This window comes from Pseudoalteromonas sp. PAR1, from assembly GCF_947311895.1.
Lineage (GTDB): Bacteria > Pseudomonadota > Gammaproteobacteria > Enterobacterales > Alteromonadaceae > Pseudoalteromonas > Pseudoalteromonas lipolytica_C.
Window position 1 is genome coordinate 84,861 of the sequence record NZ_CAMZMY010000012.1, and the last position, 18,035, is coordinate 102,895.

Here is an 18,035-nt window from a genome sequence, read left to right on the forward strand (position 1 = left end):
AAGGGTTAACCAATCTCAGGGATTTTGGCAACCAATCTAAGTGATGACGTTAACTCTTCCATTTGTAACCATGGTCTTAACCACGCGACAGCATTATAAGCACCAGGCTGACCAGGAATTTCTTTAACTGAAACTTTTGCATCTGCTAAAGGATAACGTGCTCTGATATCTTGACCACCACCCTCTGTCGCATTTACGTAAGATAAGATCCAACGATTTAACCAAGATTCAACGTCTTCTGCTTCCATAAAGCTACCAATTTTATCACGTGCCATTACTTTTAAATAATGAGCAAAGCGAGAAGTAGCCATAAGGTAAGGCAAGCGTGCTGAAATAGCGGCATTGGCAGTTGCATCAGGCGTTGAGTAAACTTGCGGCTTTTGGCACGATTGTCCACCAAAGAACACAGCGTAATCTGTATTTTTATAATGACACAGTGGTAAGAAACCAAGCTTACTTAACTCAGCTTCACGTCGATCAGTAATACCAATCTCTGTTGGGCATTTAAGATCAGGATCACCATCATCACTCGTGAATATATGGGTAGGTAAACCTTCTACTTTACCGCCGCCTTCAGCACCACGAATAGCAGTACAAAAACCATATTGAGAGAATGCTTTTGTCATGTTCGTCGCCATCGCATAGGCAGCATTACTCCAACAATAATCACCGTTATCAGTACTTACAGAGCGACCGGCAAGCTCATCAACTTCAAACTCTTCATAGTTGAATTCTTCAACAAGTTTAGATGCTGCACCGTAAGGTAAACGAGATAAAAATCTTGGCATCGTGAGTGAAACAAAGCGTGAATCATCGCTGTCTCTAAATGAGCGCCACTTAGTATATTCAAGTGATTCAAATACTTTTTCAAGATCTCTTGGTTTAGTGAGCTCTTCCCAACTATCAAAACCAAAGAGTGAAGGTGATGATGCCGAAATGAACGGACAGAAACCAGCAGCAGCAACATTTGACATTAAGCTGAGTGTTTCAACATCTTCTGGGTGATTAGTAAACTCAAAATCACCAACAATAGTGCCGTAAGGTTCACCGCCTGGTGTACCAAACTCTGACTCATAGATTTTTTTGAATGTTTGACTTTGATCAAACTCAACCGCTTTACTTAAATCTTTATGAAGCTCTTTCTTTTTCATATTTAGTACACGGATTTTTAATGTTGAGCCTGTATCTGAATTCATCACCAAATGATTAAGACCACGCCAAGAACCTTCTAATTTTTGAAAGTCTTCATTGTGCATAATCACACTAAGCTGTTTCGAAATTTTTTGATCGATCAATTGAATAGCTTCATTGAAAGTCACCGTCATGTTTTTATTCCATTGAACAGTGCCTTTTAAAGCTTCTTCAGTTAAAGTTCGAAGTAGCTCTTCAGCACGACTTGCATCGGTTTGTTTCGTTGCGCCAATCGCTTGGGTTAATAACGACGCCGATTCTGTCGTTGCTGCTGTGTCTAATTCTTGTGCTAGTGTTTCGGTGCTCATTTTTCAGACTCCTCTAACTTTAGCTCTTTTGCAATTGAATCTAGACTCGCTGTGTTACTTAACACTTCTTCTAAAACATTTTCTAGTTCTTCTGAGCGGTCAATCTTAGTCATGAGGTCACGAAGTTTATTGCGTGTCTCCATAAGGTTACGCAGTGGTTCAACTTGATTTACTACAGCCGCTGGCTCAAAGTCGTCGATACTTTTGAAGTTAAGATTTACACTAAATTTAGTACCATCATCAGTTAAAGTATTATCAACATCTAACTTAAGAGACGGGCTCATTTTTTTTAAAACATCATTAAAGTTTTCTCTATCGATTTGAATAAAACGACGGTCTTTTAAAGGTTTTAATACTTCTTTATTATGACCCGAAAAATCCCCCATTACCCCAACAACAAAAGGAAGCTCTTTTTTTACAATTGCACCTTCAGTTTCAACATCATAGGTAATGTGTACTCTAGGTTTACGTACACGTTTTAATTTGTCATGGATACTCATTCAAAACTCCTTTTACTCGGTTTCTGTTTCGCTAACTTTGATGCCAGACAGCTTAAAGTATCCGGTCCTAGCATCACTATCGGTTATTAATTCATTTAATAATTCTGGTAGCGATAATTCGCTCCATCGAATAACTTGTTCAATGGTGTAAGACATAGGTGAATGCGGTTCTGTCTTTCTGAAAAACTGTGCTATTTCTTGCAACTTATTTATCGCACTTTCTCGGCTGTTGATTACCGCATCATTGCGATCAGTATTCTCAGCTATAGATGCATCATCATCCACTCGCTCATTGTCTTGTGGTTCTTTTATTGATTTGACTTCAAGAGATTTGAGCTTATCTTTGCCTAAATGCAAAACTGCATTTAAGCATTCCTCGAGTGCTTGCTTAATATTAGAAGTGGGTTGTGACTGTTCAGTAGCAGCATCAAGTGCAATGCTTAATGCACTAAATTCTGTGAGAGCCTCTTCAATGCCGTTTTTTAAATCGAGGAAAAACTCAGCAGGAGTTTCTTGGGCACTTTTTTCTATTAACTCAAAATCAATAGCGCCTTGCGCTATTTTCTTTTCTCTTTTCTCATCATTGAGCCTAGATATGTCGTAAGCTTGCTGATATTCCCAGTAAGTAAATGGTTCATAATTTTGGCTATCTGTTAGAGCGATACTTTTAATAGGGATGATAAGCGCGCCATCACCCGCTACGCCATTTAAACCAACAAGAGCAGAAACTTTATCAGATATTTCATCGCCTTCATCAAGTGATGGATAGAGTAACTCAAAATGATTACTTATAAGCTCATGTGCAACTCGAAAGCCAAATGCCAAACCTTTAAAACCATATACACGACATAATGCTTCAATAAACCAGGCTAAATATTCAATATCTTTACTTTCTGATTTTAATGCTGCGCTGCATTGTTCTAACAATGGCTGCCAGTCACGAGCAAGAGAAGCTATGCCCTCATCATCAACGAGTGCAAGGCGCTCGGCAGCACGTAGCTGATTACGCATATCTTTTAAGGAATAATACGTTGAGGTAGGAGATACATCTGATCTAGGCTCAATGCCCGCGAATGCATCTTCGCTAATTGGAGCTATATATTCATCAAATACAAACATTCCATTGCCTTACAAATTCCTTTTACACCCAAAATAGAGACGACGTAAAATAATACATCTCTTATTTTTAATTTCAAGCCACAAAACCATTAATTAAAATAAAATTACAAAAAATAAAATAATAAAACAAAGCATCATCCATATTATTTTAATAATAGGCTATTTGCTCAATAATAAGGGCACAGTCAAATCATCATTAACTAGTTTTTTATTATTAGATTTATCCGATTCTTCATTTTTCACTAAAATAAAAGTAACATTATCTCTTGCACCACGCACAAGAGTGGAGTGAATTAAAGCCATACCAGAATCAATTATATTTTTAGGACCTAAAGCAATACTAATTTCTGAGTCACTTAACTCACCAGTTAATCCATCAGAACAAAGTAGGAAAATATCATCAGTTAATAAATCACCTTCAACACAATCGACTGATAATTCATTTTGTACCCCTACTGCGCGTGTAATTACATTCGCTAATGGGTGATTTATTGCTTCTTGCTCTGTGAGTAAGCCCTCGTCAATTAAATCATTAATTTGACTGTGGTCTCGAGATAACTGTAACAACCCATTCGCTCTGTAAAGGTATATTCTGCTATCACCTACCCAAATTGCTGAATACTTATTATCTTTGAAAAACAATACGGTAACTGTTGTACCGGCCGTTTTGTTAGCTAAAAAATCACTGCTATATTCAAGCAGTTTTGTATTGGCACTTTTTATTGCCTTGATCAACATCTCGGTTGAAATTGATGACGCAGGTAACTCTTCGACTTCAGCCTTGATAACATCTACCACTAGCTGACTTGCAAAATCGCCAGCTTCATGTCCTCCCATACCGTCTGCAACAACCCAAATGTTATACTTATTAAGTTCAATATAAGCATCTTCGTTAAGTTCTCGAACGACTCCGCGATGAGACACGGCATAACTAATAAAATTTTTATTCACACTTACTTACCTGGGTATAATTCCATTCCCAATGCTGCCAACGTCCATCTAGCATTGCAGCCACCTGATTTACCGGTGGTAAACCTGCCGTCACAAAAACAACAGGTTTAATATTGATAGAGCCGTGAGTCCACCAAACGCTGTAATCACCATACTTATTAAGTAAAAGTGAATGCAATACATCATCTATAGTCCCATCAGCTAATTCATCTCCTTGAAACTCAAATACAACAGCAGATTTATTTTCATCTGGCGAAAGACTTTTACTGAACTTTTTAGCGGGTGAATGACGAACTTTAAGCGTATTCAGTACCTTTTTCTGCCAAACACTCAAGTCCACACTGTCATCAAGTACAGATAACACAGCGTCTTCATAATCAAGCGATAGCTGTTTCGAATTTAACGCCGAAATGGGTGTGCTATCGCTATCGATGAGAACTGTAAAGGGATAATGGCGCCCAACAGCATCAACACTTGGTAAAAGTGTCCCCACTTTTGCGCTTTCTGTGATTAAGTTTTCAGACAATGCAAAGTGCCATACTGGACTTGTTAAATAACGTTCTTGCCACTGAGCACCTAACTGTTCTTTACTTACTGCTATAGCAGCCTGTAACCAATGCTCCCAATACTCTGAAAACTGTTGGCTGATCCCTTCTTGCACAAAGTCCCCCAAAAATGGAACCTTGCCCAAATAGCCAATACCTATAGCCTTGTCGGACATGAAAAACTCTCTATACTTGCGTTCCAAAATGGGTGTCTAATTGAATTTGGTAATAATTCAACGGTTGCATTATTACCTTGCAGCGAAAAGTGCAGCTCTAAGTCACTCTGGGTTTCTGCTCGCTGAGCTTTAAGATCATCCAGCATTCGATAGAGAGACCATTCACCACTGTAGCTGGTATTGATGGTTCTCCCCCCATAAGGTGGTGTAAACACAATTCTAGTTTTGCTTTGAGCAACTTCCCCAGGCCAAACAATACTTTTTACTTTCGGTGGGCCATGTCGATAAATCATTGACTGACCATCAATTTCGATCATGAAGCTGGAAATTGTTTGGTCCAGTTTAATCGGTTTTAAACCAAACTCTATTCGTGGCGTATTACTGTTGCCATCAAAAAACACCTCTCGAATTCTGGCAGCTTGTTCAAACATTCTGAGTGCTGACTCACTAACACCTATGTTCTTTTCAAATCGCCAAGGGCTCTTACTGGTATCAACACTAGGCGCAATATACGTAGTGAAAAAGTTATCTATCGTGCCCTTAGGACCAAAAAAGTCTGAAAAATCTTTAAGATTGATCTCCTTATCTGAATTAGGAACCAACGGATAACGCCCAACGATTGCAGCATTGTACTCACGTAAAACACTGCTTCTCCAAATTTCGTTTAAGTGCTGATTGGCACTTTTTCGAGTAATATTCGACGTATCTTGGCTAATGTCTAATAGCCACTTATTGGCTGGGTAAGGTAGTCCTTTACTTTGAAACTCAAGCTGACTGAGGAATTCCGGTTTATTCTTGCCACTTAACTGATTCTTTACTGATGACTTAAGTAACCCACCTCGATCAAGTTGGTTTAAATATATATTCAACTCTCTTAGATTGGCTTGTATTGTTTCAAGTTGTTCTGGTTCAATATCTAAAATATCACTGAATGCTTCCTCTACTTGGTAGCCTGGAAGTTTAACTTCAAATTTCGGTGTTTCATTAGGCAAGTAACGTTTAAGTCTATTAGCTTTAGTATGCATAGCGACTTCAGCAGCGTTTGCAGCCACTTTACCGGCTGCCTTTTGATTTTCCGAAATAGGCAGTTTAGTTAACTGAACATTTTTTTGAACGGTGATAATTATATTTTTTATCGGCGCTTCAGGTCCTGCCAAAACATTAGTTACTCGAACACCTTCTGTAGGTGAATTGAACTCTTTTAGAGTCAGCTCATTAACAAACGAACGCCAATAATAGATATAATCTTGAAAGTACTTTTGCTCTAATTTCTTTTCAATTTCCGCTTTAGAAATATCGTATGTATTAGCCGCCTCTTCACCGTAAACCCAACTACTTGCCATCAAATTACCAAGCATCTTGCTTTTCTCAACATTGAAAATGCCATGATAGCCATTGTAAGTATAAAGACCTGGGATACTTTTCATTGTGGCTTCAGGGTTTTGAAAGGTAAATTCTCTTGCGCTTTCGTAACTTATAATATCTGTTAATTTTATTGGTGGAATGCTGCTTTCCATAAAATCAGCTTGCAGCCTTTGATAAGCTCTTTCTGCAATTGGTAGTTTTGTTAATTCGGCCCGAGCAAAACGAACAGCTTGATGATCAATTTCTTGCCCAGAAAAACCATGATCCAGTAATGCTCGCGTATGAGCCATAAGATCACTGCGATTAGTTACGTTCACATCCCCAGGAAGAGCTCTTTCGTAATAGGCACTAAACCATGCAAGTAAATCATCTTGGTTGTAATGCTCCGGTTCAAATAGCATCAAATAGCTTCGTAAAGTCTCATATAAATAACTCAAATAATCCGCTTGTTGCTCCATCTCAGATGTTAGCGCATTGAGTAAATATGGTTCTAGGTACGTTTTTAGTGAACGCAAGTAGGCGCTCTTTGAGGCCTCTGTTAGCTCTTCTACTTTACTAAAACCATAAGCCTCAAAATCTTCAGCATTAATTTCATTAACAGGGAAATTCTTTAACTTATTAAAGCGCTGATTCAAAACAAGCAGATTACTTTTATCTACTGTATTTTGATCTAGCACTTGATATTCAGCTAATGCTTGATTTGTTTCATCTATCAAATCACTATTCCATGAAAAGCTCACGTACCAAGAAATACTTAATGCTATTAAAGTGATACATGTCACAGCTAAGCATGACACGCGTAACCACTTACTTTGCTTTTCATGATGTTTGTTGGTACTTGCTAGGTTTTGTTCAGGAAAAATAACGCTCTCTAACAAACGCTTTATAAAGAAGCTTCTAGTTTGGTTTATATAATCTTTTTTCGTTGAATTTTGTTCAGTCAACAAATTAGAAGGAGTCCCTTCTTGCGTTGCACTAGTAAGGTATACACCACGAAATATTGGCAGACTTTCATACGCATTTGGTGTAAATATTTCTTTTAAAAAAGAATAACCTACACTTTGAAGTGCACGAAGTTGCTTTGGAAACTCAAATACCTTAGAGCGGTTTGCTAAATCATGCTCATTAATTAAACGTCGATTTAATAACGAGGTTAAATTTGAAATTAGCCCATGAAATTCCCTGTTAAACACTTCAATTTGATTGTCAGATTCAGCATCAAGCTCAAAAGTAACCCCCCAAACTTGTTCGGTTTCTTCATCACTCAGCTCACTAAAAAACTCTCTAAACCCTTCAATTAAGTCAACTTTTGAAAAAATAACATAAACAGGAAAGGTCATGCCCAGCTGCCCTTGAAGCTCCTGTAGTCGTTGTTTAATCGCGCGAGCATGCAAATTACGCTCAGTTTTAGTTTGATTCATCAGTTCAGAGATACCCATACTGATGATCACCCCATTTACAGGTCGTTTTGGCCTGTATTTTCTAAGTAGTCCTAAAAAACCTTGCCATGCTTTAGAATCATGCAAAGCATGACTGTTTTGCGTGGTGTAACGTCCTGCGGTATCAATAATCACTGCTTTGTTGGTAAACCACCAATCACAATTCCGCGTACCACCCACACCGTGAATTAAGTCTGTGCCTAGCTTCTCCTTTAAAGGAAAATCAAGGCCTGAGTTATTGATAAAGTTTGTCTTACCTGAACCAGGAGGGCCAATCATGATATACCAAGGAAGCTGATAGATATTACGGCCGTTAAAGAGCTTGGCATCCTTCAATAACTCGATCGCCTCAACCATACGAGTCTTTAAGGTTTTAATTTCTTCTTGGACTTCATCTGCAGAATTAGCATCAACCTCTATCAGCTCTTCTGTCATGCTAGTATTTCGCTTGCTTTGATTTCTAAATTCAATCAGTTTAACTACGGTATAAACCAGTAAAATTGCTAAAATAGTGATGGCACGAGCTGCGACACTTTCAAACGGTTTATAATCGGCGATCGCAATCAGTGGACCACCAAACCAAATAAGTAGGAAGAGAGCTATAAAGCCAATTACAATCATTACCTTACGAGAAGTAGCAGCGTACATAGCGCGCTTGCACTTTTGAATAAAACTCATCACAACTCCATTAAAAAAGTAAGTCGATTTCAATTCGGCGGTTTAATGCCTTATCTGAATTCGTATTGCTCACTAAAGGCTCTGCAGAACCTTTTCCTTCTGGCCATAACCTTCCCATTAAGCCAGTATTCTTAGCCATTGAATTTGCTACTTGTGTAGCTCTAGCTAATGATAAATGCCAATTAGAAGGAAACTGACTGGTACTTATTGGGCTATCGTCGGTGTGACCTGTGATTAAGATTTTGCCTTTTGTTCCTTCAAGGCTTAGTGCTAACTTCTCTAAAATGGGTTGGAAAGAGGGCAATAGTGTTGCTTCACCAGAGTTAAACAAACTCTCATTATTAATTGTTATTCTGATTCTGTCTGCTTGCTGCTCAACGCTCACTATACCGCGTTGTATTTCAGTGTGTAATAATTGGGTTAACAAGTCGAGTTGCTTACTTTTGTTACCTTCGACTTGTGAAGATGACAAAGGATGAACTAATTTCAAGTTTTCAGCAGTAGCGTCAACTTGCTCATTGAGACGCATATTGAAAAATAAATAAACCACTAGCGCAATTAAAGCAAGAACCGAAATTACAACCCAAAGAGGAATTTGGTTTCTTAACTCTATCCCTGCTGCAACACGGCTTTTCCAGCTAGGTGTTAAAAATTGACTATGAGGCCCATCAAGCTGATTGAGGATGTGGTAAATTCTATTACGGTAATCTTCTAACTTACTTTCACCGCTTGCAGCAACTCGAAATTTCCCCTTAAAACCTAAATTTAAACAATGGTATTGTAACTCTAGAAAGTTTCGATTCATTTCTGGATGCGCTAGCGCTTCATCCAGCAAAGTAAAAAAGTACTCACCACCAAATGTTTCTTTATGAAAAGTAGATAATAAGCTCTCTTCAGCCCATTCTAACGAACTCCACTTTGCATTTAAGACGGCTTCATCAATAGCTGCACACAAACAATAGCGCGCATTATTAATTACTGTAAGTTCAATTGATTTTGCACGTAGATTCGTCTCAAAGCGCTTGATTGATTCAATAGCACGATGTTTTAAAGCAGCTAAACTGTCAATTTGTGATGACTGATTAATAAAAATGATCAATGAAAAGCTATCATTAGCAGCATCGAGTAATTCATTTTTAAAAATTGATACAGAACTGACACTCGCCTTTTCTGGTGAAGAGTGACTAAACGAGACAACGGTTTTATCACTCGAACCTTTAGATGCTTCTAAATTTGACTTGTCTCGGCTCAAACGTCCTGGACGTGGTTTAATTATTGTTTCATCCATTGAAACGCTTCCTTATTAGCTTCTAATTGCCCAGAGAATTAAGTTTAAATCAGGGTAATTACCTGATAAATGAATAGCGATACCTCCACTGGATTTTAGTTTGCTCCAGTGCTCACTGTTTTTATTTAGCTCAAAATAATGATATCCAGCATGGTAAGGTACTTGACGTGGAGCTGTAGGCAAGCCATTTATTGAGATCCCTGGTAGCTGGTTATTTACTAAATCTCGAATCGACTCTACGCTACCAATTTTAATTTGCGAAGGTAATAACTTTCTTAACTCTTCATGCGGAATGCTCGCTTTAACAGCTAATACAAATTGAGCAGAATCAAGAATTGACTTATCTCTTAATGAACCAAATGAAATACCAAACTTACTTTGTTCTAGCTTAATTTCTGTGGCTGTTTGTTCAATCACTTGGCTTAATGATTGGTAAAGAAAGTTAACAACTTCTGCAAAAACAAACTGTAAGTTTGCATGATCATATTTTGGAAGTTGCGGCACCCGTTTATTTACGGCACTAAATGTTGCAAGTTCGCCAGCAAGCTCAATTAGCCGCGCGTACAGTTCTCGAGGATGAACACGAGAGTGCGTTAATAAGCTTTGAAAAATAGCATCATATTTATTTAATGTTTGTAGCATCAAAAAATCAGCCACTGATGTGCTACCTGCATACCCTTGACATAGCCTGACTGCAATACTTTCTGCACGTTGCTTTATTAAACCTGAGACTTCTCTAACAAGAGCGGTTAACGCCTTATTACTGATAACAAATAAGCTAGGAGGAACATACTTAGAATCAAGTTTAATTGCTCCCTCATTCGTTACTTCCGTGATTCTTGCCAGCGGCAGCAATACATACCCGGATGTATCATCTGACATTAACATCAATTTACTGTGAAGTTTTGCCACTTGGATGACTTCTTGAGCCTGAGAACCTAAGCTATCATCACTTACTGATAAATCTGCAACCCTGTAACGCGTAACTAACTCGTCGTCACTAGCGGAGATATTTATTCCACTTCCTTTTAGGGCTGGAATCGCTAGACACACAATTTCATCATAAGCACTTTTCGCTAACACTAAGGGGTCAGGAAGAAACTCATCACCTGGCATCTGAACTGGGCATAAATCAGGCGAGATAGCCGTCAATTTATCAATAGCAAATTGACCAGTTACAAGTAGCTCACTATCAATTTCAAGCTCTATTACTCCCCACGAATCAGGAACAGTTCCCTCTACAACCCTTCTTATTACACTAGAAAAATGCTTATCTGCTTGCTGAAAGTGCTGAGGTCTTAAGAACATTCCTTCTGTCCATGCGACCCGCGTGTAATCACTCATGTTTATTCCTTTAATCTTTCATATATACAGCTAACGACTCAACATTTACGTCAATGTCATCGTAGCCTGTCGGATCAACCTCTATAACAGCTCGCCAACGGGCCTTTTCAATATCTCTATAAGCGACTACCACACCAACAAAGCGAGTATTTCTGTTTAAATTCATTTTGTATTCAATGCTTGACGAAGGTTGTAATTCAAGTTCATCTTTTTTAAGAAGATCAGGCCCAAGTACCGCTTCTGGATTTTCATATAAACTAAAAAAATCTTGCGTATCGAAAATAGTTCGGGAGCTTAGTTCAAACACTTTATAAACGACAGGTGAAGGACGGCCAGAGATATCTGGATTCACATCAGAGGCCACTGAAATGTTTAAATCAGTAGATGGGGGCACAAACTTGTTTACCGTTGTACAGGCTGTTAAAAATACCCACATAACACCTACAAAAGTAAGCTTGAACTTCAACATTGCATTATTCCTTTATTGTAATACAACTAATTACCACTATTGTATGCCTTCAGAAAATCATCAGAAAATGCTAAAACCCCTTTAGCTTTAACATCATCTGCAATGTCAGCATACAATTCGTTATATATACGCCAGCTAGAAGCACCGCCATATGCAGGCAAAGAGCTAAATAGACCACCTTTATTACTTTGCGCTTTTATATCACGCGGTGATAATTGCTCTAAAAGGCCATTAAGCGCCCCTGTTGCTCCTGCTAGTAACCCTTGCTCATGAAGTTTTATATCAACAAAACTTTCTTTTACAGCTTCATTCGCTTGCAAAAAACTTGCGCTATTACGAACAAAAAGATTCTGCATAACATCATCAATGGTTGCTGAAAACTTAAGAGGGTTATTTTGCTCAACTTTAAAAGTTGTGTGATTCAATTTAAGTTGATTCTTAATATTTGTTCGCTGACGAATCAAATCCATCGAGCCTTCAAGAAAAAGCTTAAAGCACTCGCCCATATGCTGCCATGTGTCTTCATTTTGCAGCTCTGCAGCTAATTTTTCATTAACACTTAAACCATTCAAAAAAGAAATAACTAATTTCGAAGAGTTTGAAATTTGATTATCTTTTATAGGTGCACTAACTGGGGCGTTATTTGCAGCCATTGCACTATTGCCATTATTGAACGGCTTACTATCATTAACAGCTGGAGTGCTAATTACAGGCTCTTCTACCGGTAATACAGGCACGCTATTTTCTTTTTCTTTAACTGTAGCTGATAGTTGTGCGAGTTCATCCCAGTCCTCTGGAATGGGTTGACTGAGGTTTTGTTGTGAAAATATGTCAATGTTTTCACTCGGTGCTTTCTGAAAAGTAGGCGCAAGCATTGCCTCTTCAAGTTCACTAGAACTGTCGTAAGCCAATTGCTGCTCAGAAGAAGCATTAAAATTACCGCTTAAATTTGTTGGTAGTTCTGTAGGCGGGGTATTGAAAGAGTTGACATGTGGCTCAAAATTTTGAGCTTGTTCATCTTGCTGTAAAGTTGATTCAATTTGAAAATCACCAATAGTGAGAATGTCACCATCATTTAGTCGGTGTTTATTTTCTTTACCAAGCGGTGAAACTGAAAAGTTTATAAACAATCCATTTGTCGAGTAGTCATAAACATAGAAGCCATCTGTTTCTTTTACAATTTTACCATGGCGACCTGATATTACTTTTTCCGGATCAGGTAAATACCAATCACAATCTTCTGACCGACCAAAAGTCAACTCATTTTTTACTACTTTTTTCGCATCTATCTCAGGAGAAAGCCTGTGATAACTGGTAACATTTAGAATCACTTCCATTTGATTGTTAGTCCCATAAATACAAACATTCTAATAGGATAAAATACTTCGCAGAATAAAGTCAACGCGGAAAAATACCCAAAAACAGAATTTAAATAATTTTAAAAAACAAAATAAAATACAAAAACAAATAACCAATCTAAGAACTAAACCTTAAGTACCAGTTCATTAATATAAACTGAATGATTGCTTATTGTTGTATTTTTTGTAAAATATGTCCCCAGTCAAAAGGATATTGATTTTTATAAAAGGAATTATAATGACTGCTGAGAATGATAAAACACGTATTGCCTCAATAAAAAATAAAAATGCGGTATCTAAAGGAAGCAAGCTTCATTTAATTGGTAAAACACTCTCAAACCGCTACTTAATTGAAGAATTAATTGGTGAAGGTGGCATGGGTTATATTTATCGAGCACGAGACACCTACCTAAATACTCAATTAAATCAAGATAATATAGTTGCAATTAAAGTATTACACCCTGAGTTAGCTGACTCAGAGGATGCTTTATTATTGTTAAAAGATGAAACAATAAAAACTCGCACTCTTTCTCACCCCAACATTGTCAAAGTTTTTTCAGCGTCTTCAAGTGACACCTATCATTTCGTCGTAATGGAATGGATTGAAGGTGAAACTCTTGAGCAATTAATCAAAAGAAGTAAACCAAATGGTTTATCTCAAAAACGAGCTAAACCTATTTTAAATCAGCTTATTGACGCCCTAACTTACGCTCACTCTAAGGGAATTGTACACAGCGACCTAAAGCCTTCAAACATAATTCTTGATTCGCAAGGAAACTTAAAGATCTTAGATTTTGGTATTGCAAAAACAAACCTTCAAGAAGATAAATATGCAGCCCCTGCTAACAATGAGCAACCAAACAGCAATGGTTATACCCCCACATATGCTAGTCCTGAGCAACTAAATGGAGACAAATCTTCAGCTAAAGACGATATATTTGCATTTGGTTGTATTGCATTTGAGCTATTAACGAGCAAACATCCATACAATAGAGTCGCTGCAAATCAAGTAGCAAAAGATACAAGTGTAAAAAAACCCAGCAACAGTTCATTAAGTGTTTGGCTTAAAATCAAAAAGTGTATTTCACTTGATGCTGCTCATCGCCCTAAATCATTGTCTGAAGTTAAATATGAACTAAACAATAATAGAACTTCATTATTAATCCATGCAGCTTGCTACGCATTACTTATTGGTGGTGCTGGGTATCAGTTTTTATCCCAAAGCGATAAACAGCAATTGATTGAAGCAAACTATCAAAACTCGCTCGCAAAAGTTGAACAGCTTGAAACATGGATGAATTGGCCTAGTGATGGTTTACCGCAACGATTAAATGAAATTCCACCACAATACAAAGTATTAAAAGAAGGGCTTTTAGCTGTTCATCAAAATAAAGTCGTAGAAAAGTTTACTAAACAAGTCGATGATTTACCAAGAACCGCCATAAATACAAGAGCCTACGATGAAGCTATTGCTATTTATGACGAAGCAAAAAATTTCTATCCTGATTCAGAGACATTAAATAATAAACTCGAAAGCTTGCTTACTGAAAGACAGTCAATCCTATCTGATCTAAGTTACCGTTTAGATGTACTGTTATCGCAATCTAGATACGATGAAAGTGGTGACAACAACATTCACGGTCTTGTATCTCAAATAAAAATTATCGACTCTAGTTATACCTATGTACCCAACCAAGAGCATATAAATAATTTCAAACTGGCAGTTTTAGCGTCTATTGAAAATGAAGATTTTGTTACACAAAAAACACTACTTGATGTAGGTGAATTAGTTTTTTCCAATACTTCAGAACTTGAGCCACTCGTTACTGCATTGCGAAAAAAAGAGTCAGCCATGGTCGCATTAGCTGAATATAAGAGAAAAACGAGTGAAGGGATGACTGTGAGTTACCCTGACGACGATGCCAAAATATTTTATCAAGAAAAATTAGAAAGATTTAACACTCAACTTGCAAATGTTTCGGACTATAAACAGCTTATCGAGTTTGATGAGTCATTTAGTAAAGAAGCTGAAATCTTCCCTGAATCATTTGAGCCCATTTTATTAATCAAAGATCAAATAGCAACGACTTATATTTCTATGGCCAGTAGTTTAATGAAACAAAAAATGTATAGAACAGCCGAAAGACTTGTAGAACGGAGCGAAGAAATTAGAAAGAGTCTAGAAAATACAATCTAAATCAGAAGATTAAATAATCAAACGTCAGGGAAGAGCGAATTTGCACAAATAAATTTTTGAACGCCATTCTTTTTCTTTAACGTCTAATAAATAGTGTAATTTAATGGAGTAATTATGAAAAAATTAAGTCTTGCCTGTGCACTGATGATACTAGCAGGCTGTTCATCAACCACAGAAGTTTCGCCAGAACCAGAGACTATTGTAGAACCTGTAGCTGAAGCGATAGAGGAAGTGCCTGTAACTTCATTAACGGTCGTTACTACACCTAACGATGCGCGTGTTCGTATTATGAATATTAAACCTGTCTACAAAGATGGTATTGAACTTAATGATGGTAAATACGATATTGAAGTAACCAAGCCTGGTTATTTAACCTATCGCAAGTGGATTGTTGTAGATAAAAAAACAATATTGACTGTAGATCTTAAAAGCATAGAGTCTAATCAAGCTACTCAATAATATGAAATTACTTCCCACCAAAGGAAAGCAGCGGCTTTCCTTTTTTGATCTTCTTTTAAATTAACTGCAAATAGTACAGTGACGACAGTGCACTGCCATTAACAATAATTGTTAACCAAAGCACGGCAATAAAACTGCGTTTTTTGGATTTGTGTCTTAACCATTGCTGTGCAATTAATGAACCTGGCCAACCACCGATTAACCCTAAAATATGCAGTGTTCGCTCAGGTACTCTTATTGTATGCTCGCCATGTTGCATCGCTAAACGTTTATCCCAGCCGTATACCAAAAAGCTTATTAAGCTCGCTACGCTGTAAGTGCCTGCAATAAAGTAGGTAATATTAAGTTGCCACGATACCAGCCATAACAGCGCTAAAAACAACAATGAAAATGTAATTAATGTTTTCTTAATCAACGAATTATCACCTATACTTTGCAAAACAAATTAATTTTATCAGGACGCTATTATGGCATACCTAAAATCACTTTTACTATCAATCTGCCTGTGTTCACTTTCTGTTTTGGCGGCGGAGCAACAACTTGATGACAAGCTAAAAGTGTTTGAGCCTTACTTAGGCACGTGGCAGTCAGACTTTAATGTCGCAGCAGGTAAACCTGCGGTGCAAGATGTGAGTACCTGGCAACGCGCGCTCAATGGCACGGCTATTAAAACCATTCATTCTATCAATGAAGGTGAATATGGTGGTGAATCGATGATTTTTTGGGATAATAAAAAGCAATCTTTAGTGTTTTATTACTTCACTACGGCAGGTTTTTATACCCAAGGCACAATGAATGTACTTAGCCCTACTCAGTTTGTTGCTTATGAGAATGTGACAGGCAGCAAAGAGGGGATCACTAAGGTAAAATCGACAAGCGAGTTTAAAAACAACAGCTTTGTGGTGTCGACCTCTTACCTTAAAAAAGGTCAATGGACAAAACCAGATACCCGAACTTACATCCGCAGCGAAAAAGCAGTTAAGTTTAAATAACAGCTTTTAAAAAGGGTAAGGCGTTTATCACCTTACCCTTTTTTATCAATGCCTAAAGTCAGCCATTAATGCTGGGATCCCTGGCAGCATACCCACCAGAGCCATCACGCTTGTTAAAATTACAAACATTATTAATGGAATGATCCAACGGCTCATTGGTGATAGTTCGGAGCTTCGCTCTTTACAACCAATTAAGCCCAGGTTGTCGAGCAACATAGTTAACGACCAACCAAATGCAGGATTCACCAAAGTCGATGAAAACACCACAATAGCAGCCGATTGGGTGGTTTTACCTTCGCGGGTCATTTCCATGCCAGCTTCAAGAAGTGGGATAAACACACCTACAATCAAGGCGACACATAACACGGGTTGCCAAATAGCTAAATCCATTGGGTAGCCCCAAATACTGGCAATGATACAAAATAATGCTGTTAACACCGCACCTGCAGGAATGGGTCGCTTAGCGATGGCTGCTGGCACAATGTAAGTTCCCCATGATGAGGTAAAGTTAGAGCCGCCTAACAAAGAACCAAATGTCTGGCGGATTGAAGCGCTAAACATGGTATCGTCAATGTTCATTTGCACTTTTTCTGTGCGTTCTGGGTAACTAATTTTTTGGAATACTTGGTGCCCTAAAAAGTCAGGTGACCACATAGCAACCGCAAGCACTGCAAACGGCAATACCACTACAAAGCTCTCTAGGGTTGGTAAGCCCAGCATCCAACCGGTGTTTTCACCCCACCAATACATTGGGTTCATATTTGGTAAACCCGGTGCTGTTTTAAACTCAAACGGCGCACCCAGTAAAAATGCGATTAAACCGCCAAGTAAGCAACTTAATGGCACAGCTAACCAACGTTTTTTGTAGTGCTCAAGTAAGGCATACAACACGATAGTCGATAAAATCACAATAAAAGCGATATGGGCCATATCAATGCCTTCAGCCCATGCAAACAGCTTTTTAACCTGCGAAATCGTGCCGATAAAACCAAGGTAGAGCAGTAAACCGCCACACACTCCTCGGCTGGTTAAGCCCGCCAGTAAACTCCCCCCTTTACTAAGCGCGAGTAACAGACCAAACGCCCCTATCAGTAAACCAAAGGCCATTGGGTGACCACCCGCTGCAACCACGATCGGGATCAAAGGAATAAGCGGCCCATGCGTACCCGCCAGATTTGCCGTTGGTAAAAAGAAGCCCGAAAATAATAAAATGAAGATCGATACAATTAATAGCTCATAGCGCACGTTTTCTAGAATAAAACCTTCACCTAGGCCCAGTGGCGCTGCAAACGTTGCAGCAATTGCACCGACCATGACCACCTTGCCTATGGTTCCTGCCATTGCAGGGATAGAGTCTTCTAATTCAAACCGGTAATCACGAAATGGTAAATTAGGACGCCATCGCTTAGGCTGCATAATTTGTAATTCGTGTTCAAGGTATTCATCGCGACTCGAAAATTCACTGCTGGGTTTATGAAGAGCTTGATAGCTTTGCTGGTCGGTATGAGTATCCGATCCTTGCTCAGCAGGCGCTGTTGACGCTGATTGCTGCCTCGTATTCATGAGTTCTCCTACTGCCTATCTTGAAAAATTATGTGAGTTTTTATTATGCAGTTAGGGTAAAGCAGTCAGATACAAAACACGATTAGGCAAAAG

15 protein-coding genes are annotated in these 18,035 nt (G+C 38.3%); 3 read left to right on the plus strand and 12 right to left on the minus strand.

The features are described from left to right. Positions 1–5: 5 nt before the first annotated feature. From tssC to tagH, 10 genes are all read right to left on the minus strand, one after another. Positions 6–1,499: a type VI secretion system contractile sheath large subunit gene (tssC, locus tag QL229_RS11835; protein ID WP_138557098.1), complete on the minus strand. Its 1,494-nt coding sequence runs from the start codon at positions 1,497–1,499 to the stop codon at positions 6–8. Then, on the minus strand, positions 1,496–1,999 hold the full coding sequence (tssB, locus tag QL229_RS11840; RefSeq protein ID WP_135926847.1) for a type VI secretion system contractile sheath small subunit: 504 nt from the start codon (positions 1,997–1,999) through the stop codon (positions 1,496–1,498). The genes tssC and tssB overlap by 4 nt, the downstream gene beginning before the upstream one ends. A gap of 12 nt (positions 2,000–2,011) precedes the next feature. Next, positions 2,012–3,118, minus strand: coding sequence for a type VI secretion system protein TssA (gene tssA, locus QL229_RS11845; RefSeq protein ID WP_138557097.1), 1,107 nt, complete (start codon positions 3,116–3,118; stop codon positions 2,012–2,014). Between the two features lie 159 nt (positions 3,119–3,277). Beyond that, on the minus strand, positions 3,278–4,069 hold the full coding sequence (locus QL229_RS11850) for a protein phosphatase 2C domain-containing protein (RefSeq protein ID WP_135926845.1): 792 nt from the start codon (positions 4,067–4,069) through the stop codon (positions 3,278–3,280). Then, complete coding sequence (tagF, locus tag QL229_RS11855; RefSeq protein ID WP_138557096.1) at positions 4,062–4,790, minus strand: type VI secretion system-associated protein TagF; 729 nt, start codon at positions 4,788–4,790, stop codon at positions 4,062–4,064. The genes QL229_RS11850 and tagF overlap by 8 nt, the downstream gene beginning before the upstream one ends. Further along, positions 4,772–8,272 (minus strand): type VI secretion system membrane subunit TssM, encoded by a 3,501-nt coding sequence (gene tssM / locus QL229_RS11860; protein ID WP_138557095.1) that lies wholly within the window; start codon positions 8,270–8,272, stop codon positions 4,772–4,774. Before tssM ends, tagF begins: the two co-directional genes overlap by 19 nt. Positions 8,273–8,282: 10 nt before the next feature. Continuing rightward, positions 8,283–9,560, minus strand: coding sequence for a type VI secretion system protein TssL, long form (gene tssL, locus QL229_RS11865; RefSeq protein ID WP_138557094.1), 1,278 nt, complete (start codon positions 9,558–9,560; stop codon positions 8,283–8,285). Positions 9,561–9,575: 15 nt separating this feature from the next. Then, positions 9,576–10,904: a type VI secretion system baseplate subunit TssK gene (gene tssK, locus QL229_RS11870; RefSeq protein ID WP_138557093.1), complete on the minus strand. Its 1,329-nt coding sequence runs from the start codon at positions 10,902–10,904 to the stop codon at positions 9,576–9,578. 10 nt (positions 10,905–10,914) lie between these two features. After that, positions 10,915–11,373 carry a type VI secretion system lipoprotein TssJ gene (gene tssJ, locus QL229_RS11875; RefSeq protein ID WP_138557092.1) on the minus strand — a complete coding sequence of 153 codons (459 nt, stop codon included), beginning with the start codon at positions 11,371–11,373 and terminating at the stop codon, positions 10,915–10,917. Positions 11,374–11,399: 26 nt separating this feature from the next. Continuing rightward, the gene (gene tagH / locus QL229_RS11880; RefSeq protein WP_138557091.1) at positions 11,400–12,710 is read right to left on the minus strand and encodes a type VI secretion system-associated FHA domain protein TagH; all 1,311 of its coding nucleotides are present in this window, start codon (positions 12,708–12,710) and stop codon (positions 11,400–11,402) included. 259 nt (positions 12,711–12,969) lie between these two features. On the opposite strand from tagH, the gene QL229_RS11885 reads away from it, so the two are divergent. Further along, complete coding sequence (locus QL229_RS11885) at positions 12,970–14,928, plus strand: serine/threonine-protein kinase (protein ID WP_171040394.1); 1,959 nt, start codon at positions 12,970–12,972, stop codon at positions 14,926–14,928. A 114-nt stretch (positions 14,929–15,042) separates the two neighbouring features. Next, positions 15,043–15,387, plus strand: a complete 345-nt coding sequence (locus tag QL229_RS11890; protein WP_138557089.1) for a PEGA domain-containing protein — start codon at positions 15,043–15,045, stop codon at positions 15,385–15,387. A gap of 55 nt (positions 15,388–15,442) precedes the next feature. On the opposite strand, the gene QL229_RS11895 is transcribed toward QL229_RS11890, so the two are convergent. Beyond that, a complete protein-coding gene (locus tag QL229_RS11895; RefSeq protein ID WP_138557088.1) occupies positions 15,443–15,802 on the minus strand; it encodes a DUF1294 domain-containing protein in 360 nt (119 codons plus the stop codon). 52 nt (positions 15,803–15,854) lie between these two features. On the opposite strand from QL229_RS11895, the gene QL229_RS11900 reads away from it, so the two are divergent. Continuing rightward, positions 15,855–16,379 (plus strand): hypothetical protein, encoded by a 525-nt coding sequence (locus QL229_RS11900; protein WP_138557087.1) that lies wholly within the window; start codon positions 15,855–15,857, stop codon positions 16,377–16,379. A gap of 45 nt (positions 16,380–16,424) precedes the next feature. On the opposite strand, the gene QL229_RS11905 is transcribed toward QL229_RS11900, so the two are convergent. Beyond that, positions 16,425–17,942, minus strand: a complete 1,518-nt coding sequence (locus QL229_RS11905; RefSeq protein WP_138557086.1) for a DUF3360 family protein — start codon at positions 17,940–17,942, stop codon at positions 16,425–16,427. Between the last annotated feature and the right edge of the window lie 93 nt (positions 17,943–18,035).